Below are 25411 nucleotides of genomic sequence, written 5' to 3'. Positions count from 1 at the left end.
CTTTAGATAGTTGTTTCAATGTAGTAAATGATAAATGTGATAATTATTAGAATGAGTTAACTGTTTTTCGTATTGCGACAAGCTTTTTCATCAGGTTTTCGAAATAATCCAGGTGCAGCATGTTCGCACCATCACTTTTAGCATGTGCTGGATCAAAATGGGTTTCGATAAAGATGCCGTCTACACCTACAGCAATTCCTGCTTTGGCAATTGTTTCGATCATATCAGGTCTTCCGCCGGTCACTCCTGCAGTCTGATTTGGCTGTTGCAGGGAATGTGTTACATCCAGTACAGTAGTGGCAAATTCACGCATGGTAGGGATACCGCGATAATCAACAATCATATCCTGGTAACCAAACATGGTACCACGATCGGTTACCATAACTTTATTGTTTTGTGAATCGATAACTTTCTGAACCGCATGTTTCATGCTTTCCGGACTCATGAATTGCCCTTTCTTCAGGTTCACGACTTTACCCGTATTCGCAGCGGCTACCACAAGATCTGTCTGGCGTACTAAAAAGGCAGGGATCTGTAATACATCTACATATTCCGCAGCCATTTCAGCATCTTCATTCGTATGAATGTCAGTCACTGTAGGAACACCAAAAGTTTCGGAAACTTTGCGCAGGATTTTTAATGCTTTTTCATCCCCGATTCCAGAGAAACTGTCGATCCGGGAACGGTTAGCCTTTTTGAAAGAACCTTTGAAAACATAAGGGATTAGTAAGGCATCAGTAATAGAGACGATTTTTTCGGCTATTCTAAGTGCCATTTCTTCGCCTTCAATAGCACAGGGTCCGGCTAAAAGGAAAAAATTATCGCTGTCTAAATGCTTAATCTGTGGTATATCTTGTAAATTCATTGTATCTGTTTTTAAACAGTGCAAATTTACAATAATAATGTGTAACCAATTGGGCTTTAAGATTTTTTTTTGATGTAGGAATCTTAGTCCGTGCGTGTATGCGGTCAATAACGAAACTGCTGTAAATGCTATAGTTTGCTGTTGGTTATAGTGCTAAATAGAAGCTTGTAAGATACTGAATTAGAAGAATAAAGTATTTATTTCTTTTTTAAGGTAAATCCTACCGGAACTTCTACTTTTCCTTTTTCGTACATGTTGAGGTAGAGGGTTACAGGTTTTGTCTGCCCTTCCCAAACGATTTCATATTGGTCGATAAGGCCACCTCCGAGTTCACTTTTATTAGAAGGAAAAGGGCAACAGCTGCCAATGCGGGTATAGGTAATTTTTTCCCCTTTAGGGCCTGCAAGTGCATTCAGGAACCGGCGTTCGTTCAATGGGCCATCAGCAAGTTTTCCGAAGCCAACATTTACCGGGTAATCCTCATCATAAGCATATTTTTCATTTTTGCTGAAGTCAGTAAGCTTGTAGGTTTCCTTATCCAGTAACTCCGGAACTTTTGCGCTGTCATCTACATTTTGAAGTGTAGACTTAGTACTCAGGCAGGAAGTGGATAATACGGCTACAAAAGCGCAAAGGATGAATTTGGTTTTCATTTCGAGGATTTTCATAATCCAAATTTATACTTTTTAAAGGAATATCGCCAAGTTTTATTAAATATTTATAGGGTTTAAAGATAAAGCGTTATTTTTGGCATCACATTCAAAAGTTATACAAATGGAAATAATTTATGGAACCTGGCCGTGGTATGTGTCAGGATTTCTGATAGGAGCTACGATGCTACTACTGGTTTATTTTGGAAAAACCTTCGGTATGTCTTCGAATCTGAGGACAATGTGCTCTATGTTAGGAGCTGGAAAGGTTTCTGATTTTTTCCGTTTTGACTGGAAAGCACAAAAATGGAATCTGGTAGTTGTTATTGGAGTAATTATCGGTGGATTTATTGCCCAAAATTATCTTTCTGATGGCAGTGGGGTGCAACTTAATCCCAAGACCAATGCACAATTGGTTGCCATGGGTATCGATGAACCGAATGGGAAATTAGTGCCGGATGCGATGTTTGGTCCAGCAACACTGCAATCCCCGGTGGTAATAGGTATTTTGATCGTAGGGGGAATACTCATCGGTTTTGGGACCCGTTATGCCGGAGGCTGTACTTCGGGACATGCAATTACCGGATTAAGCAACCTTCAGATCCCTTCGCTGATTGCCGTTATTGGTTTTTTCATTGGCGGGCTGATCATGTCTCATTTTCTTTTACCCCTTATACTTCAACTGATATGAAATTAATAAAATTTTTATTGACAGGTGTTCTTTTTGGTATTGTGATGACAAAATCGGAAGCTGTTTCCTGGTACAGGATTTATGAAATGTTTCAGTTTCAGTCCTTTCACATGTATGGTATCATTATGACTGCTATTGTAACGGGTGTTATTGGTATCCAATTGATCAAAAGAAATAAAATAAAAAGCATAGAAGGGAAGGACATCATAATCCCTGACAAAAATAAGGGTTTTACCGGCTATATGTTGGGAGGCTTATGTTTTGGATTAGGATGGGGACTTGCAGGAACCTGCCCGGGACCTATTTTTACTTTACTGGGTGCCGGAGTTTGGGGCGTACTGTATGTATTGGCCGGAGCACTAATCGGGACATTTATTTACGGATTGCTAAAATCTAAATTACCGCATTAATTTTTGCCACTAAAGCGTTTATAATATTATAAAAACAGAAAACCGCCAGGATTGCTCCTGACGGTTTTCATTTCTAACGCAAATAATCAATTCCAATCTATGTAGTAAGGGAAATAAGATCCTGTTTATTGGTACACCCGGATGTAATCAACGGTATATTCCTGTGGAAAAATACGATCATCCACTTCAGGGCCCCCGAAGTTGCCCCCTACAGCCATATTCACAATAAAATAAAAGGGCTGGTCGAATGGCCATGTTGCCTCCGTTTTTACTTCAGGCTCAAAAGTATAGACCAGCTTGTCGTCTACAAAAAAGTCCATTTTGTCTTTGGTCCACTCTACGGCATAAACATGGAATCCTTCTTCAATGTTTTCAATCCTTGTTTTTTTAGTATTTACAGTATTGCCATGGCTTGCCTCAGTATGTAGTGACGTAAATACCATATGAGGTTCACGCCCTATGTATTCGAGGATATCGATTTCACCTGCTTTAGGCCAGCCTACTGTCGAAATGTTTTTTCCCAACATCCAAAAGGCAGGCCAGATGCCCTGTCCTACAGGAAGTTTGGCCCGGGCTTCCATACGCCCATATTGGAATTCTTTTTTTCCTTTAGTATTAATCCGTGTCGAGGCATAATGATCTTCCTTTTTAGTTGCGGTGATCACTAAAAAGCCATTGCTGACTTTATGGCTCTGTGCATCATAAAGCTGGCGCTCATTATTGCCCCATCCGCAATTGGGGCATCCGTCACCGGTTTCAATGGTCCAGACTTTTGGGTTCAGGCTTGTTCCGTTAAAATTTTCTTCCCATACCAGTTTTCTTTTTTGGCTTTGTGCCAGTCCCAGGAAGGGCAGGAGCACAAATAGTACGGCTATTTTTCTCATAGGTTTAGTGTGTGTAATTAAAATCAGCTTCCAGTACAGTAGCAGAGCTTCCGCCGATCATTACTTTGAAATCGCCAGGTTCAGCTTCCCATTTTTTATTGGCGGTGTAAAAGGAGATTAACTTTTGATCAATAGTAAAAGAGATTGTTTTGGTCTCTCCTGCTTTAATTTCCGTCAACTCAAAACCTTTCAGTTCTTTTACCGGGCGTGTGACACTCGCAAACAAATCACGGATATACAATTGTACTACTTCTTTACCAGTAACTTTACTGGTATTTTTAACCTTGACTGTCACAGTAAGTTTTCCATCACCGGAAAAAGAAGGGGCACTAATTTTTAAGTCAGAATACGCGAATTTAGCATAGCTTAAGCCATATCCGAAAGGATAAAGCGGTGTATTGGAAACATCGGTATAATGGGACCAGAATACACTTTGTGGATCATTAGTACTTGGGCGTCCGGTATTTTTATGATTGTAGTAAATAGGAACCTGGCCCACATTTCTTGGAAAGGTCATCGGTAATTTGCCGCTGGGGTTGTAATCACCATACAATACCTGTGCAATCGCATTGCCACTTTGTGTACCCAGCTGCCAGGCTTCCACTATAGCTGGAATATGGGCATCGGCCCAGGGTAGGGCTAAAGGGCGCCCATTGTTTAATACCAAAACGATGTTAGGATTAACCGCGTAAACAGCTTCCAGCAGTTCCTGTTGTACACCGGGGAGGTCGAGTTCACTTCGGCTTCGGCCTTCACCGGAATGCAGTCCGTGTTCTCCTAAAACCATAACAACCACATCCGATTTTTTGGCCAGCGCCACCGCTTTGTCAAAACCACTTTTGTCTGTGGTATTGATGTTCAGTTCTTTGGGGAACAGCGTAGGTCCGGTTACCACATCAGCACCTTTTTCATAGGTAATGGTATTTCCAGGGTATTTTGCCAGTCCTTCCAATACGGAAATAGCAGTATTATCGTCAGCACCGATTCTCCAGCTTCCCAACGGACTTGTTTTGTCATTGGCTAACGCACCGATTACAGCAATTTTTTGTCCTGTCTTACGCAAAGGGAGCAGTTCTTTATCATTCTTTAATAAGACGATTGATTTCCGGGCCATATCAAGTACACCTTCCTGGAATTCCGGTTTGCCAATAGTGGCTTTCTCGCGGGCCTCATCACAATATTTATACGGATTGTCAAACAAGCCTAATTCAAATTTTAGTTTGAGGATCCGGCGTACCGCATCATTGATATGGGCTTCGGATACTTTTCCTTCTTTTACCAAACCGGCAAGGTAGGTAACATAGCCATAGGATTCCATGTCCATATCAGAACCGGCATTGGCAGCGAACTCCGTTGCTTGTTTCAGGTCTTTGGCATAGCCATGCGGAATCATTTCGGCAAGAGATCCCCAATCGGAAACAACAAATCCGTCAAAGTTCCATTCTTTTTTTAAGAGCTCCCGTTGCAGGTAGGCATTACCAGTCGCGGGGATGCCTTCCAGTTCATTGAATGAATTCATGAACGTCTTTACACCGGCTTCAACAGTGGCTTTAAAAGGGGGTAAGATGATATTGTGCAGTGTATTATCACTAATATCGACAGTATTGTAATCCCGTCCGGATTCGGCAAAGGCATAGCCTGCAAAATGTTTGGTACAGGCAGCCACAGAAAATTCAGTAAAATGGTCTCCCTGGAATCCTTTGACACGGGCAATTGCGATTTGGCTTCCCAGGTACGGATCTTCCCCGGCTCCTTCCATCACACGACCCCATCGGGCATCGCGGGAAATGTCTACCATCGGGGCAAAAGTCCAGTGAAGCCCGGAAGCAGCTGCTTCTGCCGCAGCAATTTCAGCGGATCGTCGCATGGCTTCCATATCCCAACTCGCGGCTTCTGCCAACGGAATCGGGCTAATCGTTTTATACCCATGGATAACATCAAAACCAAAAAGCAGGGGAATACCCAGGCGGGTTTGTTCTACGGCTATTTTTTGTAAAGCCCTGGTATCTTTGACACCTTTGACATTCAGCATCGAGCCGACCAAACCTTTCTTCAGGTTTTCATATTTTAAGGCAGCCTGGCCTTCTGCAGGAGTGGGACCTGTAACGTCCCAAAAACCATTGTATTGGTTCATTTGGCCAACCTTTTCCTCAAGGGTCATCAATCGGAGTACCGAATCTACTTTGCGCTCAATAGCATTGTTTTTAGATGGAGTAGAAGCAAAGCTGTTGGTTTTCTTTCCACAGCTTTGTGAAATAATGAAGGTGGCTAATAGGGATAGTGCTATAAATTTATTTTTCATTTTTGTATTGTATTAGATAATCCGAATAAAAAAGGCCGGCGGGAACCGGCCTTAATCTTCGAAGTGTGTATATCGGTTTATTGATATACTTTAACATAATCCACTTCCATAGTAGACTGCGTGAACGCCGGATCTATTGTGCCTCCAAAAGTACCGCCCATAGCGACGTTGAGGACAATGAAAAACGGATTATTATACGGAGAACTGGCAGTATTGGCATACGAATGATACAGGGTATCATCAACGTAAAACTTAATGGCAGTAGCACTCCAGATAATTTTATACAGGTGGAATTCTGATGAAGCATTTGTAATCGTCGTAGTGGCAGTATCGGCATTGCCACCGGAATGACCCGGGTAATGAAGCGTACCATGGATCACATTCGGCTCATTGCCTTTATGTTCCATCATATCGATTTCCCCACAGGCAGGCCATATCGCTGTAGAATAGTTTTGGCCCAGCATCCATATCGCAGGCCAGGTTCCACCACCGGTTGGCAGTTTGGCACGTACGACAATCTTACCGTATTTGAAACTAAACTTCGCATCAGTAACAATACGGGCAGAGGTATATTGAGAACCATTTAAAATCTCTTTTTTAGCTGTCAATTTCAATACGCCGCCTTCAACTTTCACATTGGTTGCGGAATTAGTATAATATTGAGCTTCATTATTTCCCCAGCCATTGTCTCCTGTGCCAGTGTTATACGACCAGTAAGCAGGATCTGGTGCACCTGGAGTTTCAAACTCATCAGACCATACCAGATTTGTAAAATCTTCTGGTGTTCCTGGATTTGGGTTCTGAACCGGAGGTTGTGTACTGAAAGTATGATACCAGGCAAGGCTTGGGTCATTTCCAGGGATGGCACGAACGACCATTCGGTTTTCGGTAAGTGAAATGATCTCATAAGTACTGGTGCCAATATAATACCCCATAAAACCATTATCAGAGAAGGTCATGGAAGTTCCTCTTGTATGTTCCGGTGCCACTAATGATCCCGATGGGCCAAGGGCTACCGTTTTTAATCCGGCAGTGTTGTAAGTTACACATAAATCACCCGTAAGTGCCTGTCCGGCAGCTTCACCAAAACCAGCATTAAAGAAGGTTTTGCCGTGGTTATCCAAAGCGTATTTGAGGACTTCACCGTCTTTGGTAAAAGTAAGCTCATTTTCATACAGGCAGCTACTGTCCGGAGACCCCGCTTTTTCAAAAGGTGCAGCGGCATAAAACCCAGGAAGGTAATTGGCACCTGTATCACTATTGTTCGGGCCTACTCCTAAATGACCCGGCTCAGCAGCAGCCCAATACCAGGTTTTGGATGCACCGTTTGTTAGAAGGTCAATGGCTTCAGGATCAGAGAAATTACTAAAAACAGTAACTTCAAGCGAGGTATTACTGGTAACACCACCTTTACCATTGGCAACTACAGAAACCGTATAAGTATTGATTCCGTTTTTATTAAAGCGCTTGGTATAAATACCACCGGAAGTGACTTTGGTTTCATCAATAAAGATGTATTTGAAACTTACCGCATTGTCCGCTGTAGCAGTGAATTTTACAGCACCACTTCCATCCCCATAAGGATTTTCGGCACTTTTTCCCATGATTTCATAGGTCACTTTGATATTGGACGGAGCATCAAGGCTTCCGAACGTTTTATCGTCTTCCTGGCAACCAGCAACAAAGAGTGCCAGCATCAGGAACAGTCCGAAATGTTTGAATAGCTTTTTCATAGTATTAATTTGAAAGTTTGATATCATCAAAATAGTAGTTCGCTCCGGTTCCGGCATTGCCAAAATCAAAGAACAATACGATATTCTGGTAATTGTTGTTATTGTTTATTCCTGAAAAATCATACGTGATTTCTTCCCAGTCATTGGCCACAGTTGTAGTAACAGGAAGCTCAATATTGATTCCGGTATTGCCGGAATTTTCCAGTTTTAATAAAACTATGATACCGGCTTGTGGGGACCATACTTTTACTTTGATCTTATGATAAGCAGAAAAATCAATAGGTTCTGTCAGCGTGATTGCTGTCCCGGCCCATACTTCTGCACCGTTAGGTTTTGTCAGTTGTACCACATTTGCACTCGTATTGATGCCTGCTTGGTGCGGATTCGCTATTTTAGTAGCAACGGCCTGTCCAAAGCCACCTAAGGCGTAATCCAGGGTAGTAGATTCAAAAGTCAGGGGCAGGATTTTTGGTTCTGCACCATCTGTCAGGCGGATATCATCAAAATAATACGTTTCGCCTGTACCATTCGTACCAAAATTAAAGAATAGTACAACTTTAGAATAGCTATTGTCCATATTTACCGCAGAGAAATCGTACGTAAGGTATTCCCAGGCATTGCTTGTAGTCGTTTGCTGGTCTACTTCAAAATTCGTGTTGGCATCCGTTAGGTTTTCAATTTTCAATTTTACGGTAATACCACTTTGTGGAGACCATACTTTTACCCTGAACTTATTCTGTGTCGGGCTAAACGGAATCGGGGCATCCAGTACCATGGTGGTGCCTGACCAAACTTCTGCACCGTTGGTTTTGATTAGTTTTCCAACGGTAGCACTTTGGTTTATGCCTGAAATATCAGGATTAGCGACTTTACTCGTTGCCACACCACCAAAATCAAGGAAAGCATAATTTAGGGAAGCATTTTCAAAAGTGATTGGAAGTACTACAGGATTTGTGATTGATACCGGAACAATTTGTTCGGCAGTAGCCACTCCACCACTGTAAGCTACCACTTTTACCTGGTAGGTTCCTGTAGCAGCATAGGTATGGGTTACCGTTTGTCCCTGCATAAACTGAACCGGAAGCTGGTTAGGGTCTTCACCATACCATACTTCAAAAAACGTCTCAAAATCAGCAACTGCAGATACATTGATTGAAAAAGTATCCCCAGTTACCGGTGCTACAGTCACAACCAGGTTTTCCGGCGCTACAAAAGCAACCGTCAAAGGAAGGATGACCTCAGCTGTTTTTCCGGTAATCCCGGTAGCCACAATTTTGACATTGTATTGACCTTCTGCATACACGTGGTTTACAGTTTGTCCCGGAGTCACTTCGGTAGGATTGATTGTGGTATCTCCAAAGAATACCTCGTATTTAACCAGTCCATCGCCCCGGGGCTCAATAGTAACCAATCCGGAGTTGTCCTGGGTAATGGTAAAGAGACCTGATAAATTGGCTGGAGCTGCAGCATTATTTACAGCATCAATGCTGCTATCATCATCCGTATTGCACCCTAAAAGGAGGGAGGCAAAGACAAAAGAGACTATTAGTGTTAGTTTTCTCATAATTTTAAATTTTAGTATCCAGGATTTTGTTGCCAATTGCCAGCAGAAAACTGGATTTCTTCAATCGGTAGTGGGAACACTTCGTTTTTGTTTGCGGTGAAACCTTCAATTTCAATTGGGGCTCTTCCGGTACGTACCAGGTCAAAGAAACGGTGGCCTTCACCCAATAATTCCGTTCTTCTTTCTGCCCAGATAAAGCTGGTTAGTGTGCTGCCTGTTCCATTGATGTCGTGGTTGGTATCACCGAAAGCACGGCGGCGTACCTCATTCAGGTAAAAACGGGCTTTAGTATCATTGATACCGCCACGGTTCAGGGCTTCAGCAGCCATCAGCAATACATCAGCATAGCGGATTGCACGGTAGTTGTTAGGATTCGTCAGGTTTAAATCACCTGCGGCACCTGCACTACGTGTTCTTGGGATGTATTTACGGTTGTAAAAACCAGTATGCTTGTAGCCAATACCATAAGTAGCGCCAGTTTGTGCTGCCCAGGCTTCAATATCCAGGATAGCTACATTTTTTCTCAAATCTCCAGTTTCATAAGCATCTGCAGCTTCCTGTGTAGGCACGTTAAAGCTATAGCCTGAACTGTAAAGCGGACCAGAATAGTTACGTGGGCCATTAAATCCAACAGCCACATTTCCTTCACTACACTGCAGGCAACCAAATCCTGCACCTTCAATATCCGTATATTGGATTTCAAATACAGATTCCACTCCGTTTTCACCAGCTGCTTCAAAAATGGTATTGTAATCCTGAACTAAGGAATAACCACCGGTCACTTCAATCAGGTTTTCCAAAACTTGGGCAGACTCCTGGAATTTATTTTGGTAGAGGTATACTTTTCCCAATAACGCCTGAGCCGCTCCTTTGGTAACACGCCCTAATTGTGGTGCAGTAGTGTTCAGGTCAGGTATAGCCAGCAGCAATTCGTTTTCAATAGCAGCATAGCTTTCGGCAACAGAAGCTCTTGGTATTTTTTTCTCGTCTCCTAATGTAAATCGTTTATCGCCATTCAACGGAATACCACCAAACCATTTTACCAGTTCAAATTCGTAGTAGGCTTTCAGGAATCGTGCTTCGGCAATCATTTGCGCCTTGCCCTGAAAATCGGTTTTATCTTTGAATTCCAATATAAAACTAGCACGATTTACCCCGGCAAACATCCAGTCCCAAACATTTTTGACATTGGCATTTACAGGTGTATGGATCATTTCGTCCACTTGTTGGAACCCGATAACGTCATTGGCACTTTCACCTCCGGCAGCTGTATTATCAGAGGCAATCTCACCCAATAACACATTCACATAGCTGGATTGTAAAATATCATAAGCGGCTACCAGGGCATTATAATATTCCTGTTCGGAATTGAAATAGTTATCGGCATCAATAGAATAGGGAACCGGGCGATCGATAAAGTCATCACTACAAGACACTGTGAGCGTAGTGAGGATGGCAAAAGCCATTAGGACTGATATAATATTTTTTTTCATTTGTAGCGGAATTAAAAATTAACATTTAAACCTAACATATACGTTCTCGGAACCGGATAGAATCCGTAATCCACTCCACCCCCAATAGGATTACCACTAGAAGCTCCAGGGTCATACCCTCTGTATTTGGTAAACGTATACAGGTTATTCACTGCAGCATAAAATCGTAATTTGGACATCCCGGCTTTTTTAATCACATCTGTAGGCAGGGTATACCCTAATTGTACATTCTGGATTCTCAGGTAAGAAGCATCTTCTACAAAATAGCTGGAGAAGATATTATTCGCTGTAGTCGCTGTAGTAACACGTGGTACGGAATTGCTGGTACCTTCGCCAGTCCATCGCCCTAAGATATAATTGGAACGGTTCACGTCATTCAGTGTTCTTTCATAACCACGAACCATATCGTTTCCGATAGAAGCGAACGCATAGGCTACAAAATCAAAATTCTTGTATACAAGATTAATATTCATACCCATTGTTACGTCTGGAATTGGAGATCCAATTTTTGTACGGTCATTGGTATCTATTTTTCCATCACCGTTTACATCTTTATAGCGGATATCTCCAGGAGCAGCATTCGCTCCAACAGCAAGTTGGGAAGGATGTGCATCTACTTCTGCCTGGTTTTGGAAAATACCGTCAGCCTGGTAACCAAAGAAGTACCCCATCGGTAAGCCTACCTGCATTCTGGAAGTTGCCGTAGCAGTTCCAAATAATCCACCTTCAATAAATCCGGTTCCGTTATTCACTTCAGTCACTTCATTTTTAAGCGTAGTAACGTTATAATTCACATTGAAAGACAAATTATCAGACAATTGGTCTTTGTAATTGATGGCAAATTCAAAACCGGTATTTCGTACCGTACCCGCGTTGATAACAGGGGAGCGTGCACCCGGAGCAGCCACACCGCCAATAGCAGATACAGGGATGTCCGGAATCAACAGGTCTTTACGGGTGTCGATAAAATAATCGGCATTCAATTCTACTTTATCGCTGAAGAAACGCAAATCAAGACCAACGTCAAATTTCTTTGCCTGTTCCCATTTTACATCCGGATTCGCCAATAGGCCAATCGCTTTACCATTGGTTAAAGCACCATCGAGGATATAGGTAGCTTCACCGTCTAAAAGTGATAAATAGGCATATTTAGGAATCTGGTCATTACCCAATGAACCGTAACTGGCTCTTAATTTTACAAAATTCAGGGTTTTGGATTCTCCAAAAAAACCTTCGTCAGAAATCACCCATCCTCCGGTAAAGGAAGGAAAGTAGGCTACTCTGTTGTTCGGTCCGAATTTCGTAGACAAATCCCTGCGGATCATTGCTGAAAGCAAATATTTTCCTTTGTAATCGTACTGAAGCCTTCCGAACTGAGATAACCTGCGTTCATCATAACTATAAGAATTGGCTGTTTTGGCATCTTTAAATCCAGTGGTTAATGAAATATCAGCGAACTCCCAGGAGTTGTTAGGGACATCAAATCCGGTAGCGTATAATCCGGTTCCCCATTCTTTGAAAGCAGTAGTTCCTACCGTTCCGGTAAAGTTATGGTTCTCACCAACCGTCTTTTTGTAAGTAGCAAACAAGTCAAAAGAGTAATTATTATCTTCTATTTTGTTTTGGTCTACACTGCTTCTTGGGTTGTTGAATACTTTGGATCCACCATAAGAGATTTCTTTATTGAATACTCTGGACTGGCTGTTTGAAGTGTTGAAACCCACACGTCCGGTGATGGTCAGGTCCTTGATTACATCATATTCCAATGCCACAGTCCCATTCAGTTTTTTAAGGCTGTAATCATTGAAGGTATTGGACAATTGTGCCAATGGATTAATGATTTCATTTCCTAGGTTACTTCCCGGGATGTTCGTGCTACCACTTGGCAATTGTGTAAAATCACCATTAGGCTGGTAAGGTCCGTAGATAGAAGGGGTGTTGATCGCATTGAACAATACCGATCCCAATCCGTTCTCATTGAAGTTACGGGTACGGATGTACGTATACATCGCATTGGTTTTGATACGCCATTTATCAGTAATGTCAGCATTGATACCGATTCGTGCCGTATTTCTAAGAAAATTGGATTTATCCCCACCAATAATACCACCCTGGTCCAAATGTGAACCACTAATGTTATAAGTCATTTTATCAGATCCTCCGGAAACGGAAAGATCATGGTTGATTACCGCTACTCCAGTATCAAAAACTTCATTCTGCCAGTTGGTACCTTTACCCAATCCCGAAACATTAGGGAAAGGAGCCGGATTTCCGGCATTAGTATAGCTTTCATTTAATAATAAGCCATATTCCGTAGCATTCAGCAGGTTCATTTTTTTACTGGTTTCCTGGAATCCGGTATACGTATTATAGGAAACGGTCGTTTTAGAATTTTTCTTACCCATTTTAGTAGTTACCAAAATAACTCCATTGGCACCGATAGTACCATAAATGGCGGCCTGTGCATCTTTTAATACGGTGATGCTCTCAATATCATTCGGGTTCAGCAGGCTGATATCACCTACATAACCATCAATGATAACGGTAGGTTTATTTTCACCATTGGTAGCGATACCACGGATACGGATGCTAAGTCCCGCACCGGGAGCTCCCGACTGTGTGGTAACATTGACCCCGGATACTGTTCCCTGTAAAGCCTGTTCTACCTTAATCGGTTTTAATTGTTCCAGTGTTTTACTGCTAACAATAGAAACTGCTCCGGTAACATCCCTTTTCTTTTGTGTACCGTATCCGATAACGACAACTTCCTCCAGCGACTGCGCATCTTCCTGAAGGCTAATCGTAAGATTGGTGTTGTTGCCGCTAACGACATATTCATAATTTTTAAAACCTACAAAACTAAATACAATCGTCGATCCCGAGGGTACTTCACTAAGTGAAAAGTTCCCATCAAAGTCAGATGATGTTCCTTTAGTTGAATTTTTAATGACCACACTCGCACCCGGAATCGGGATATTGGCTTTGGCCTCTTTTACGACTCCACTTATTGTATAGTTTTGTGAAAACCCAAATAATGAGAAGAGAAGTAAAGCAATTGTAAAAATGTTAGACTTCATAATAATGTTTTTTGTGAAGTTGAAAATTACTGTTAGAAATTAAGAATTCTTTAAAAAAGACCACAACAAAAAACATACAATGCAAAAAAAAAGGAATTTCATTTTGAGTATGATCAAAAAGTGAGCAAAAACAGACCTTCTTAAGGTTATGTTAAATTGGCAAGACTATAAAATAAAGCCTTACTACAGCCGCTACAACGTTGTTGTTGTGGTAATGTATAGGTGAATTCAATAGATGTAGTAGTCCGGTTAGAGCGAAAGGATATACTCTACAAGCCCTTTTTCGTGGGGTAAGTCCATTTTCTTACGCAAACGATATCGTTTTATTTCAACACTGCGTACTGAAATGTTAAGCAGTGGGGCAATCTCCTTAGAGGATAGGTTTAGCCTTAGGTACGCACACAAACGCAGATCATTGGGAGTTAATGATGGGTGTGCACTTTTAACTTTCTTTAGGAAATCCTTATCAGCATTATTGAATGCTTCTTTGAATAAATCCCAGGTATCCTCTTCACTAATGTTTTTATTAATTGTTGTAATGACCGATTTGATGTTTTTACCATCATCTGCCGATTTTTTAAGATCATCCTTGATCATTGTAAGAAATTCATTTTTCTTGATGAGGCTCATAGTCGAAATGGCCAGTTCGCGGTTTTTGCTATCCACATCCTGGATTAGCTGATCGTTTTTTACTTTCATGATCTGCTGCTCATTTTCCAGTTCTTTCATTTCCAACTGCCGCTTGTTTTCCGAAATTAATTTTTCGTTCTGTTTTTGATAGTAGGATTTATAAGCCCGGTTCACAAAATAAAGCACGACCGAAAATAAGAGCACATAAATGATGATGGCTATCGTAGTAGCATACCACGGCCGCAATACTGTAAAATGATAAGAAGCGATATTTTTGGTGATCTCATTACCAATACGGGCACGTACTTTAAAAGTATACTCCCCATACGGCAATTTCTTAAAGCTTGCAGTTGTTTTAGGCGACCATTCCGACCATTCTTCATAGAAACCTTCCAGCAGGTATTGGTATTCTGCCATCACATATTTGTTGTATTCCGGTACAGAATAACTAAAGGTAAGGTTGTTAAAAGAATAGGGGACATGCTCCTCCTGATTGATGGCAATATTAACCGGGTCGGTGAATTTGCTTTGGGTTACACCAGTGATCCCGACAGCGTAATCAGTAAAGTTAAGGTCATCGATACGAATGGCATAATAGCCATCTGTCGTACCGATGAGGTAATTGGAATTATCCACGCGGGTAATATTCTCATACCCCAGCATCGAATTGGTTACGGATGAAGGAATGGGGATGGTATTCAGCCTGAAATCGTGATTCAGTTTTCCCACGGTAAAATAATTGATGGCATTTTTAGTAAAAAGCCACAATTTACCCGAATCATCGGCAATCATTTTTCCGGAAGTATAACTGTCCTGTTCTATCGCTTTGCTTAGGTTTTTCTCTTTGGAAAATTGTTTCGTTGCCGGATTGAGTTTGAAAACCCCTTCGCGGGAGGCATATAAGATCATGGAATTGTACTTCACAAGACTTGCATTTTTGCCCTTCGCGGGAAAAGTATAGGCGGTTACCCTGGAAACCGATCGGAGGTCCGGCGTTACCGAAAGCCTGAAAATACCTTTGTACTCATGGCTCACATAAATTTCGCCTGGTTCATCAAGCTCAAAATACTTGGAGGAATAGTCAAAACCTGCTATTTTATTACGATAGGTCCACCGTCCGTCTTTTTTTTCCAATACACTGAGCCCACTGTAATTGCCCTGTAGGAGCAGGTTGGGATTGTTTGGGCAACGTTCGAATTTCCAGGTTCCGGAAAAGTAGTAAATCTGTTGCGCACTTCCCTTATCAATAATGGCGGTTCCCGAATCCTGCCCGCAGAAAAGCGTATTATCATAAGAAAACAAAGACCACACCTGGCCTTTGGTGCCACTAATAAATGTAAAATCATCATTCGTGTTGTCCTTTTTGTAAAAGAGGCCCTGGTTCGTTCCTACATAAAGGTAGTCTTTAAAATGCAGGGCGGTGTATACGGTACCCAATATCCCGGTATTATCCAGGTAGGTTTTGATCGGAGAAGCAATATTGATACAGTTGATCCCATTATCCAATCCGATCCAGAGGTTCTTATCCTTATCTTCAAACAACGACAATGCAGTATTATTGCTTAGGCCTTTATTTTGAGTAAGATGGAAGACAAGTTTTCCGTGAGCATCAATATTATAAACCCCATTGGATACCGTTCCGATCGCATAGCTGTTGTCGGACAGGGCAATCGCACTGTACACTGTATTGCGCATGATTTCAGCATCTGCTTCGGTCACCCAGTGGCTGAGCTGATTGTTATAGTAGCGGTAAAAGCCATCGTGCTGTGTCTGGAAGAGTAAACCTTCATTATCCTGAAAGACACTGACAATCCGTTTTGACTGCAGTACCTGGCCACTGATCACCAGCCGGCTGTTCCCATTTTCGATTTCGTAGAAATTACCGTCGACCAGCTGGTAATAGATTGCATTTTTAGTCTTATACGCTTTAATAATGCCCGTGTTGGGATGGATTACTTTAAAAGTACCTCGCACACTGTCGTAAATGTAAATCTGATTTAACGACTGGAAAACGACCCATTGATCATAATCGATGATGGTCCAGAATTGTTCGTCATCAATGATCTTATCCTTTATTTTGGCACTTAGGGAGGTATATTCCAGAATGCCCTTGGAATTTTTCTGCCAAAATCCAAATTCCATATAACAGCCCGTATAGATTTTGTCGTGGATTACTTTTACCGACCGGATGATGGTTTCATTTATTGCAGGGTAGAGAGACCAGTTGGCACCGTTATATTGCAGTAGTCCATAATTATTGGCAAAATAAACATACTTCTCGTTGTCCTGGCTGATCATCCAGTTTTGGTTACCGGCCAGGTAAGTATCTGCACCATATTTAATGATAGGTGGAAGTTCCTGGGAAACACAAAATAGGGAACAAAGATAAAACAGCAGTAGAGCAGTATATTTCAAAGTAGGGCGGGATTTCTGTTAGCAGGCAATAAATGTAATAATAATTTGGGAAAATAGAGAAGGAGCAGGCGTAATGATTGGCGATAACAGTGAAGGAAGGTGGACTTTATACCTAAAAGGAAAGCATAAAAAAACCCATTTCCTAAGAAACGGGTTTGCTATAATTAATTCGTATTGTACTATTAAACGATTTCGGCGCTGAGTCCTGCTTCCAGAAGCTGGGTGCATTGTGGGACAAGTTCGTCGATCTGTCCGGTTTTTACGGTGCATTTGCCTTTGTAATGTACGATCAGGGAACATTGTTCAGCCTGTTCCGATGTATGCCGGCATACTTTGACTAACGTATTGATTACATGGTCAAACGTATTGACTTCATCGTTGTACAGTATGATTTCATTGTTTAGTGAAGTAGACTCTGCTACTAAAACCTCTTCTAATTCTTTTTCTTTTGTACTCATTGTTATGCTATTCTAAAATTCTGATGATCTGATTTTCAGGATGCTAATTTACGTATTTTAAAGCAACCCAATTATTTCTTTGATGCTTTTTAACATATTTTAGGCCTTTCTCAGTACAGGATGCATCGATGTACGGGATGTCTTCCTCATAGAATCCGCTAAGGAATAAAGTCCCTCCGGGATTCAGGCAATCCACATACTGTTGCATGTCATTCAGTAAGATATTACGGTTGATATTCGCAATAATAATATCGTAAGTACGGCCTTGTAGCAGGGCAGCATCGCCCTCATAAACACTAATATGTTTACAATTGTTGCGTTCGGCATTTTCAATTGAGTTTTGGTAACACCAGTTGTCAATATCGATAGCATCGACTGGCTGCGCACCTTTCATCTCCGCAAGGATCGCAAGGATTGCCGTGCCACAACCCATATCCAGGGTTTTCTTGTTTGTGAAATCCGTTTCCAGTATATGCTGGATCATCATGTGCGTTGTTTCGTGATGTCCTGTTCCAAAAGACATTTTGGGCTCGATAATGATATCGTATTGCGCATCCGTCTTCTCATGAAAAGGTGCACGTACCTGGCAAATACCATCTACATTAATAGGCTCAAAGTTTTTTTTCCATTCTTCATTCCAGTTGACCTGCTCAATTTCTTCTACTTCATAAGAAATAGTAAAATCAGGAGATTGTAAAAGTTGGATGTGGTCGAGGATGTCAGTTGTGCAGAGTTCCTTTTGTACAAAAGCCGAGAATCCATTCTCAGTTTCAATAAAACTCTCGAAAGCGGTAGCTTCTAATTCTGCAATTAATATTTCAGACCCTATTTCTTTGGGGGTAACGGTAAAATGGTAGCCCAGGTAACTATTTGACATAACTTTAATTTTCCGCAAAGGTAATATTATCATAACATTGTCGGTATAAAATTAATATTAAGTTTGCGCTGTCATTAAGTTAACATTTGGATAACATTTTAGATACCTGTTTCCTAAATGTTTCCGAATTGTTTCGCCAAGTTTGTCTAGTCAAAAAAATACGTCCATACGATATGAAAAAGTTACTCCTGTTATTATTAATGCTGTGTACTGCTTTGCTGCAGGCACAGGTCGATATTCGCCAGACGAAAACCGATAACGACCTGAAATTATCTGCGCTTCCCTATTACAGCTATGGAAAAGGATTAGGACTAACTTCTCCCGATAGTATTTTCCAGCTGAATATCCGCTTCCGGATGCAAAACCGTGTCAGCTATATTGAAAATGAGGGGCAGGAACCAGCCATTGACGGGCAAATCCGAAGATTGAGGCTGCGTTTTGACGGTTATGTGGGGAATCCTAAATTCCTGTATGCCATCCAGCTTTCTTTTGCTCCGGGTGATGTAGGGGAAATCCAGGACGGTGAAAATATTAATATTATCCGGGATGCGGTACTTTTTTACCGCCCGAACCGGCATTGGAATATTGCTTTTGGACAAACCAAACTTCCGGGGAACCGTCAGCGTGTCAATTCTTCAGGAGGATTACAGTTGACAGACCGGACGATCAACAATGCTAAATTTACCATCGATCGTGATTTTGGATTCCAGGTCCATAACCTGAATGAGTGGAAAGATAAATTCTCCTATAATTTTAAAACTGCTATCACAATGGGAGAAGGGCGAAATTCCACCAAAACCCCCGATAACGGATTAGCTTATACCGGAAAAATAGAATTATTTCCTTTTGGTTCCTTTACCAAGGATGGAACTTATTTTGAAGGTGATGTCTCCCGTGAAGCCACTCCGAAGGTAATGGTTTCCGGTGCCTACCAGTACAATGATAAAGCCCGTAAAACACAGGGGCAGCTTGGGAATTACCTGTTTGAAAAAAGAGATATGTCGTCGTTATTGCTAGATGCGATGTTCAAATACAACGGCTGGGCCTTTCAATCGGCCTACATGAATCGTGTTTCCAAGGATCCCATTACGGTAAACCCTTTAGATGCTACAGACATTCAGTATGTATTTACGGGAAGTGGCCTTGATTATCAGCTGAGTTACCTTTTTCCATCCAATTATGAATTTATCGGAAGGTATTCGACACAGAAAGTAAATAATGATATCCGCTTATTGGCTCCGGATACCAAAGAGTATACTATTGGCGTGACCAAATACATCTGGGAACATGCCTTTAAGCTGCAGGGTGAACTTACTTTCGATGAACTGACCTATTACGACGGAGCAACCAAAAACAATTGGTATGTGCGTTTCCAGGTAGAAATAGGAATTTAAAATTAAGGATGGGTGCCGATAGTTTTTACTATTGGTAGCCGTTACCGAAACAGGCAAGTAGTATATTGCCTATATTGAGACGTATAACATATCCAGAAAAGTATTTCAGACCTGTAGTAGCTTTGCCAACGCCTATAGGAATTCAATATATGCCTATAGAAGTTCAGTACACACCTACCGAAACTTTACCCACAGCTATAGAAATTCAATCCACGCCTACCGAAGCTTTACCAACACCTATAGAAAGTTAGTACACGCCTATAGAAGCTTTACCCACACCTATAGAAAGTTAGTACACGCCTACCGAAGCTTTACCCACGCCTATAGAAATTCAATCCACGCCTACCGAAGCTTTACCCACACCTATAGAAAGTTAGTACACGCCTATAGAAGCTTTACCCACACCTATAGAAATTCAATCCACGCCTATAGAAAGTTAGTATGCACCTACCGCAGTTTAACACATGCCTATAAAAGCGTTATCCACACCTACCGATGCACTACGCTACGCGCGCACATCAATAGAAATTTTTTGCCCACATTCAAAAGCATAACCTTTATAGAGCACAATACAAGGCATAAAAAAAGCCCGTAAAGAGTAATAGTACTCTTTACGGGCTTTTTTAGGGCAATTAAGATAATTAGCGCATCGCGTTTACGATAGCAATAAAATCATCTGCTTTAAGGGCTGCACCACCAATAAGGCCACCATCAACATCCGGTTTAGAGAAAATCTCTACCGCGTTGTCCGGTTTTACACTACCACCGTAAAGGATTGATGTTTCTTCCGCGATTTTGTTGCCTACATTCGTACGTAATAAAGTACGGATAAAAGCATGCATTTCCTGTGCCTGGTCGGAAGAAGCAGTAATTCCGGTTCCAATAGCCCATACCGGTTCGTAAGCCAGTACAATGTTTTTCCAGTCCAGTTCTGCCAGGTGGAATAATCCCTCTTTAATCTGGCTTTCTACCAGGCTAAAGTGATTACCAGATTCTCTGTCACTCAATTCTTCACCGAAGCAAAAAATTACTGTGAAATTATGTTTTAAGGCAGTGTCGACCTTTTGTGCCAGTATCGCATTGGTTTCACCAAAATAAGCACGTCTTTCAGAATGTCCTAATATTACAGTTTGAACACCGATGCTTTTTAGCATCCCTACCGATACTTCACCGGTGAAAGCCCCATTTTCAGCCTGGTGTGCGTTTTGTGCACATACGATAATTCCTGTTCCGGCAGTTTTAGTCACGGCCGTCTGCAGGTTTACAAAGGTCGGTGCTACTACTATTTTAGCATTGCTTTCTGTAGGTTTTTTAGAAATCAGTTCATTAAGCAAATTTTCTGTTTCCTGTAAAGTATTGTTCATTTTCCAGTTTCCGGCAACAATCTTTTTTCTCATTATTTTAGGTTTTTTAAAGTAGTAATCAATTTTTCATCATCGGCAACAATTGCTTTGTACAGTACAATTTTACCTTTTTTGTCAACAATCATATAGCGTGGGATCCAGTCCAGTTTGATAGATTTGCCAAAAATACCTTTCATGCCATCCGTAACGAGGTAATGTTCTCCTTTGACCTCATATTTTTCAATTCCTTTTTTCCAGGCATCAGCATTTTTATCCATAGAAAGGAAAAGATAAACCGTGTTTTTCTGGAACTCTTCCTGCAGTTCTTTTACTTTCGGCATCCCTTTGATACAATCCGGGCACCAGGAAGCCCATACATCGATTACAATCGTCTTGCCTTTGTGTTTTTGCAGGATGTCTTTAAATGCAATCTCTTTGCCATCTAAGGCAATCATTTTGTTCTCCAGGCCTGCAGTTTCAAAAGTGGTTTCCTGCGCATGGGAAGTGGCGATAAACGCCAGTAGTAAAATAGGAAGTAACAGTAATTTTTTCATTTATGGTATCGTTAAAGGTCTATATTCAGCAAAGAGCGGTATGGCCCTTATGCGGATTTTGGGAATTTACATCGGATACTATCGGCTAATGCCTGTACCGTCTGGTAATTTTCTTCAAAAACTGCGGTAAATTTAAGCAACATATTATCAAATATCCCTAAAGAGATACTAAAAAATGACAGGCATAGACCGAATAATTAGAGAACCGGGAAATGACTTACTCCGACAGTCGTACTTTTGGATCGAGATAGGCATATATAATATCAACTAAGATATTGATAAAGACAAAAGTAGTCGCAATGACCAGTACCGATCCCATGATTACCGGAAGGTCCAGCGTATTCAGGGCTTCGACAATTTCTTTTCCCAATCCGTTCCATCCGAAAATGTATTCTACAAAAACAGCTCCGGCAAGCATGGAGGCAAACCAGCCTGAAATAGCCGTAACTACCGGGTTGAGGGAGTTTTTTAAAGCATGTTTTCGGATAATTGTAAATTCACTCAGCCCTTTGGCACGAGCAGTACGGATGTAATCCTGTCCCAGGGTTTCAAGCAGTGAATTTCGCATCAGCTGGATTACAACACCCAAAGGGCGGATTCCCAGTACAATTGCGGGTAAGAGTATGTTTTTCCACTGGATAAAAGAGCCTTCCCCAAAATCATCGACTTCATATAAACTTCCTGTCATGTTCAGGTGGGTATAGCGATGCAGCAGGAAGCCAAAAAACCAGGCAAAAAGAATAGCACTGAAAAAAGAAGGAATGCTCATCCCCAGTGAACTGACCAACGCAATCATACGATCCAATATAGTGTCCTTATACAGGGCAGAGACAATCCCGAGCGCAATGCCGACGACTATGGCAATAATTATCGCAAACAGGGCGAGCAACACAGTATTCGGCAGCGTATTCCCAATGATCGCGGTGACTTTTTTACCACTTTTCTGAAAGCTCTCCCTCAGGTAAGGTGTTTTGAGCGCAACGATTGTCTTTTTAATAGTAAAAAGCGGTTGTGCATTGTATTTTCCGGGAGACAGATAAGTATAATCACCCCGTGTCGTGCTGTGCAGGGAAAGCGGGGAGAGGTCATTCAGGTAATACAGGTATTGTCGGCTAACCGGCTGGTCGAAGCCATATTTCTTTTTGATGATGGCAAGCTGTTCCGAATTTTCATTCTGGTCCAGCATCATGCGCGCAGGATCTCCGGGCAGGACTGTAAACAAAAAGAAGATCACAGTAACCACACCAAAAAGGGTGAGCAGGGCATAACCGAATTTATAAAGAAAATAGCGTATCAATCGGCAGGGGATTAGTGTTTTGTCCTATTTCAAAATGATCTGGTCGATATCATTCCAGTGTTTCTTATCTACAATAGTCCCTTTTTCCAATACTACAATACTGGGATTGGACCGTTCAATTGTTTTTAAGGCGGTAGCATCACAGAAATAATAATCGAAAGTCAGGTTGTTTTCTTTTTTTATTTTTTCAATGGTCTGTGGAGTAGAAGCAGTCATTCCAATTACTTTGTAGCCTTTCGCTTCCGCTGTTTTAGCGAAAACTTCGGCTTTAGCCAATCCTTTTTCCCGTGCTTTTTCCAGGTCATAGGAAATAATCAGGATCAGTTTTGGAGTGTTTAGCATTTCTTCCGTGTAGTCCGTTCCATCTTTTTCAATGCTAAAATCATGGATTGGCGGTACATATCCCTGAGTGATCAGTTTGTCTTTACGGTCTACGAATTCGGCACCTTCGGGAACGTTGTTGATTTCTTTTTCGGTAAATTCTTTTTCCACCCCATTGATCTTATAGATGAAAACCATTTCATACACAGATTTGGGTGCACCTTCCGGCACAGTCATCGCCGACTGGATATTGGTTCCGGTTTTATAGGCCCTGAAATCAATCAGTGGCAGGTGGTTCAGTACATAATAAGCAAAGACAAGGCAAAGCGTATAACTTGCAAATACGATCAGGGTAACGCCCGCTTCTTTGAAAAAAGGCTTGATAAGTTTGATGTTGAAAAACAGGATGAGGATAAATACCAATAAGATCACATCCTTGGTAAACGATTGCCATGGCGTTAGTTTCAGCGCATCGCCAAAACAGCCACAATCGGTCACTTTATTAAAGTAAGCAGAGTAGAACGTCAGAAAAGTAAAGAATACGATCATCAGCAATAAGCTCCACATGGTAAATTTGGGCTTAAAGCCAATAAGGAGCATCACGCCTAAAACCACTTCAAAGATGACAACGAAAAGGGCAATACCCAGCGAAAACGGAATCAGGAATTCCAGGTTCAATACTTCAGCGCTAAAATATTCCTGTAGCTTATAGGAAAAACCAACCGGGTCATTCAGCTTAATCAGCCCTGAAATAATAAATAATATTCCGACAAATATTCTGGAGAAGTGGGTAAGTATTTTCATTGGGATCGTTTAAAATAATTGAATTGGTAATCGAATTGCAAATAACGTAAGAATAATCTTTCTCGTTGTTAAGTGGTTTTAAATTATAGTTAATGACATGTTAACGATAGACGGTTTATTCCTGTCCGAATCGCATTAAAATAAGGGCAAAAACAGCATAATTGATCATGTCCTGGTAATTGGCATCAATGCCTTCAGAAACCAGAGTTTGACCTTTGTTATCTTCAATCTGTTTGACACGCAGTAGCTTTTGCAAAATGATATCTGTCAGCGAACTCACACGCATATCACGCCATGCCTCACCATAATCATGGTTTTTAGCTTCCATCAGCGTTTTTGTCAGTTGAATTTTTTCATCATAGAGGGCAATTGCTGTTGCAGCATCCAAATCCGGTTGTGTTGCTACACCTTTATCCAGCTGGATGAGTGCCATGATCGAATAATTGATAATTCCTATAAATTCACCGGTTTCATCTTCATCTACTTTCCGGATTTCATTCTCCTGCAAACTTCTGATGCGTTGCGCTTTGATGAAAATCTGGTCGGTAAGTGAAGGTAGCCTGAGGATACGCCAGGCACTGCCATAATCTTTCATTTTATTGCTGAAAAGTTGCCGGCAAATCGCAATTACAGCATCATATTCCTGTGAAGTAGTATTCATTATTAGTGTATCTTTGTGTAATAATTTTTTCAAAAATAAGGAATTTAGAATAACTGGGGTGCACAATCCGGACAAAGATGTATATATACATGTATATAACTAAAAAATTAGATCCTGGAGGCATGCTGCGACTACATTCAATAAATAATACTGGCAATGAATATCAATTGTAAAGGCCAACTGGTCGATTTAACGACGCCCAAAGTGATGGGCATACTGAATGTTACCCCCGATTCTTTTTTTGATGGCGGAAAATACAAAGAAGAAAAAGAGATTCTTACAAAAGTTGAAACAATGCTTGCCGATGGGGCGACTTTTATCGATATTGGTGCCTATTCCTCCCGGCCCAAAGCTGATTTTGTTTCTGAGTCCGAGGAAATCAGTCGCCTCCAGCCGATTGTAGCACTTGTAGTACAGCATTTTCCTGACACCCTGATTTCGATCGATACTTTCCGGAGCGAAGTGGCCCGTGTTGCCATTGAAAACGGTGCTGCCCTGATTAATGATATAGCGGCGGGTAACCTGGATGCTAACATGTTTAGTGTTATTGCAAAATATAAAGTGCCTTACATTATGATGCACATGAGGGGAACGCCAAAAACGATGCAGGATTTTTGCCAGTACGACGATTTGGTCAAAGATATCCTGTTTTATTTTTCGGAGAAAATAACCGAAGCCCGAAGCTGGGGCATCAACGATATTATTATCGATCCCGGATTTGGTTTTTCAAAAACACTGGAACAGAACTATGAGATACTGCAAAAACTGGAACTCTTTAAAGTACTGGAATTACCGATATTAGTAGGAGTGTCCCGAAAATCAATGATTTATAAAACCCTCGAGACTTCTGCAGCCAATGCGCTCAATGGAACGACGGTACTCAATACACTTGCCCTGACCAAAGGAGCAAATATCCTTCGCGTTCATGATGTGAAGGAAGCCATGGAAAGCCTGAAGCTCATGAGCCTCATGTCTTTATAGCAACAAT

At 41.4% G+C, this 25411-nt stretch carries 21 protein-coding genes; 5 read left to right on the top strand and 16 right to left on the bottom strand.

Annotated elements, in window-relative coordinates:
- Nucleotides 1–46: 46 nt before the first annotated feature.
- Both kdsA and FK004_RS16415 read right to left on the bottom strand, forming a co-directional pair.
- A complete protein-coding gene (gene kdsA, locus FK004_RS16420; RefSeq protein WP_108738231.1) occupies nucleotides 47–865 on the bottom strand; it encodes a 3-deoxy-8-phosphooctulonate synthase in 819 nt (272 codons plus the stop codon).
- Nucleotides 866–1062: 197 nt separating this feature from the next.
- Nucleotides 1063–1533, bottom strand: coding sequence for a 2-dehydro-3-deoxyphosphooctonate aldolase (locus FK004_RS16415; RefSeq protein ID WP_227871626.1), 471 nt, complete (start codon nucleotides 1531–1533; stop codon nucleotides 1063–1065).
- Nucleotides 1534–1639: 106 nt separating this feature from the next.
- Between FK004_RS16415 and FK004_RS16410 the strand changes: the two genes are divergently transcribed.
- Nucleotides 1640–2206, top strand: a complete 567-nt coding sequence (locus FK004_RS16410) for a YeeE/YedE family protein (RefSeq protein WP_108738230.1) — start codon at nucleotides 1640–1642, stop codon at nucleotides 2204–2206.
- Nucleotides 2203–2616, top strand: coding sequence for a DUF6691 family protein (locus tag FK004_RS16405; protein ID WP_108738229.1), 414 nt, complete (start codon nucleotides 2203–2205; stop codon nucleotides 2614–2616). The genes FK004_RS16410 and FK004_RS16405 overlap by 4 nt, the downstream gene beginning before the upstream one ends.
- A gap of 125 nt (nucleotides 2617–2741) precedes the next feature.
- Here the strand turns inward: FK004_RS16405 and FK004_RS16400 are convergent, their stop codons facing one another.
- From FK004_RS16400 to prmA, 9 genes are all read right to left on the bottom strand, one after another.
- Entirely contained in the window at nucleotides 2742–3500 is a 759-nt protein-coding gene (locus tag FK004_RS16400) for a glycoside hydrolase family 16 protein (RefSeq protein WP_108738228.1), read from the bottom strand.
- 4 nt (nucleotides 3501–3504) lie between these two features.
- Nucleotides 3505–5802, bottom strand: a complete 2298-nt coding sequence (bglX, locus tag FK004_RS16395) for a beta-glucosidase BglX (RefSeq protein ID WP_108738227.1) — start codon at nucleotides 5800–5802, stop codon at nucleotides 3505–3507.
- Nucleotides 5803–5879: 77 nt separating this feature from the next.
- Complete coding sequence (locus tag FK004_RS16390; protein ID WP_108738226.1) at nucleotides 5880–7535, bottom strand: glycoside hydrolase family 16 protein; 1656 nt, start codon at nucleotides 7533–7535, stop codon at nucleotides 5880–5882.
- Nucleotides 7536–7539: 4 nt separating this feature from the next.
- Nucleotides 7540–9099 carry a PKD domain-containing protein gene (locus FK004_RS16385; protein WP_108738225.1) on the bottom strand — a complete coding sequence of 520 codons (1560 nt, stop codon included), beginning with the start codon at nucleotides 9097–9099 and terminating at the stop codon, nucleotides 7540–7542.
- 11 nt (nucleotides 9100–9110) lie between these two features.
- Nucleotides 9111–10592, bottom strand: coding sequence for a RagB/SusD family nutrient uptake outer membrane protein (locus FK004_RS16380; RefSeq protein WP_108738224.1), 1482 nt, complete (start codon nucleotides 10590–10592; stop codon nucleotides 9111–9113).
- Between the two features lie 11 nt (nucleotides 10593–10603).
- Complete coding sequence (locus FK004_RS16375; protein WP_108738223.1) at nucleotides 10604–13669, bottom strand: SusC/RagA family TonB-linked outer membrane protein; 3066 nt, start codon at nucleotides 13667–13669, stop codon at nucleotides 10604–10606.
- Between the two features lie 249 nt (nucleotides 13670–13918).
- Nucleotides 13919–16714, bottom strand: coding sequence for a triple tyrosine motif-containing protein (locus tag FK004_RS16370; protein ID WP_317046952.1), 2796 nt, complete (start codon nucleotides 16712–16714; stop codon nucleotides 13919–13921).
- 182 nt (nucleotides 16715–16896) lie between these two features.
- Nucleotides 16897–17172, bottom strand: coding sequence for an ATP-dependent Clp protease adaptor ClpS (locus FK004_RS16365; protein WP_108738222.1), 276 nt, complete (start codon nucleotides 17170–17172; stop codon nucleotides 16897–16899).
- A 43-nt stretch (nucleotides 17173–17215) separates the two neighbouring features.
- The gene (gene prmA / locus FK004_RS16360; protein WP_108738221.1) at nucleotides 17216–18049 is read right to left on the bottom strand and encodes a 50S ribosomal protein L11 methyltransferase; all 834 of its coding nucleotides are present in this window, start codon (nucleotides 18047–18049) and stop codon (nucleotides 17216–17218) included.
- Between the two features lie 173 nt (nucleotides 18050–18222).
- Between prmA and FK004_RS16355 the strand changes: the two genes are divergently transcribed.
- Nucleotides 18223–19443, top strand: coding sequence for a porin (locus FK004_RS16355; RefSeq protein ID WP_108738220.1), 1221 nt, complete (start codon nucleotides 18223–18225; stop codon nucleotides 19441–19443).
- 74 nt (nucleotides 19444–19517) lie between these two features.
- On the top strand, nucleotides 19518–19694 hold the full coding sequence (locus FK004_RS19270; RefSeq protein WP_157956137.1) for a hypothetical protein: 177 nt from the start codon (nucleotides 19518–19520) through the stop codon (nucleotides 19692–19694).
- 390 nt (nucleotides 19695–20084) lie between these two features.
- On the opposite strand, the gene tpiA is transcribed toward FK004_RS19270, so the two are convergent.
- The 5 genes from tpiA to FK004_RS16330 all read right to left on the bottom strand — a co-directional run bounded on the left by tpiA (nucleotide 20085) and on the right by FK004_RS16330 (nucleotide 24423).
- Nucleotides 20085–20840 (bottom strand): triose-phosphate isomerase, encoded by a 756-nt coding sequence (tpiA, locus tag FK004_RS16350; protein WP_108738219.1) that lies wholly within the window; start codon nucleotides 20838–20840, stop codon nucleotides 20085–20087.
- Nucleotides 20840–21340: a TlpA family protein disulfide reductase gene (locus tag FK004_RS16345; RefSeq protein WP_108738218.1), complete on the bottom strand. Its 501-nt coding sequence runs from the start codon at nucleotides 21338–21340 to the stop codon at nucleotides 20840–20842. Before FK004_RS16345 ends, tpiA begins: the two co-directional genes overlap by 1 nt.
- Before the next feature lie 217 nt (nucleotides 21341–21557).
- Entirely contained in the window at nucleotides 21558–22637 is a 1080-nt protein-coding gene (locus FK004_RS16340) for an ABC transporter permease (RefSeq protein WP_108738217.1), read from the bottom strand.
- Nucleotides 22638–22661: 24 nt separating this feature from the next.
- The gene (locus FK004_RS16335; RefSeq protein WP_108738216.1) at nucleotides 22662–23762 is read right to left on the bottom strand and encodes a BT_3928 family protein; all 1101 of its coding nucleotides are present in this window, start codon (nucleotides 23760–23762) and stop codon (nucleotides 22662–22664) included.
- A 115-nt stretch (nucleotides 23763–23877) separates the two neighbouring features.
- Nucleotides 23878–24423 (bottom strand): DUF1599 domain-containing protein, encoded by a 546-nt coding sequence (locus FK004_RS16330; protein ID WP_108738215.1) that lies wholly within the window; start codon nucleotides 24421–24423, stop codon nucleotides 23878–23880.
- A gap of 156 nt (nucleotides 24424–24579) precedes the next feature.
- Between FK004_RS16330 and folP the strand changes: the two genes are divergently transcribed.
- The gene (gene folP, locus FK004_RS16325) at nucleotides 24580–25404 is read left to right on the top strand and encodes a dihydropteroate synthase (protein ID WP_108738214.1); all 825 of its coding nucleotides are present in this window, start codon (nucleotides 24580–24582) and stop codon (nucleotides 25402–25404) included.
- Nucleotides 25405–25411 lie beyond the last annotated feature (7 nt).

Source organism: Flavobacterium kingsejongi (assembly GCF_003076475.1).
Lineage (GTDB): Bacteria > Bacteroidota > Bacteroidia > Flavobacteriales > Flavobacteriaceae > Flavobacterium > Flavobacterium kingsejongi.
This window is presented reverse-complemented; position numbering and strand designations above follow the sequence as displayed.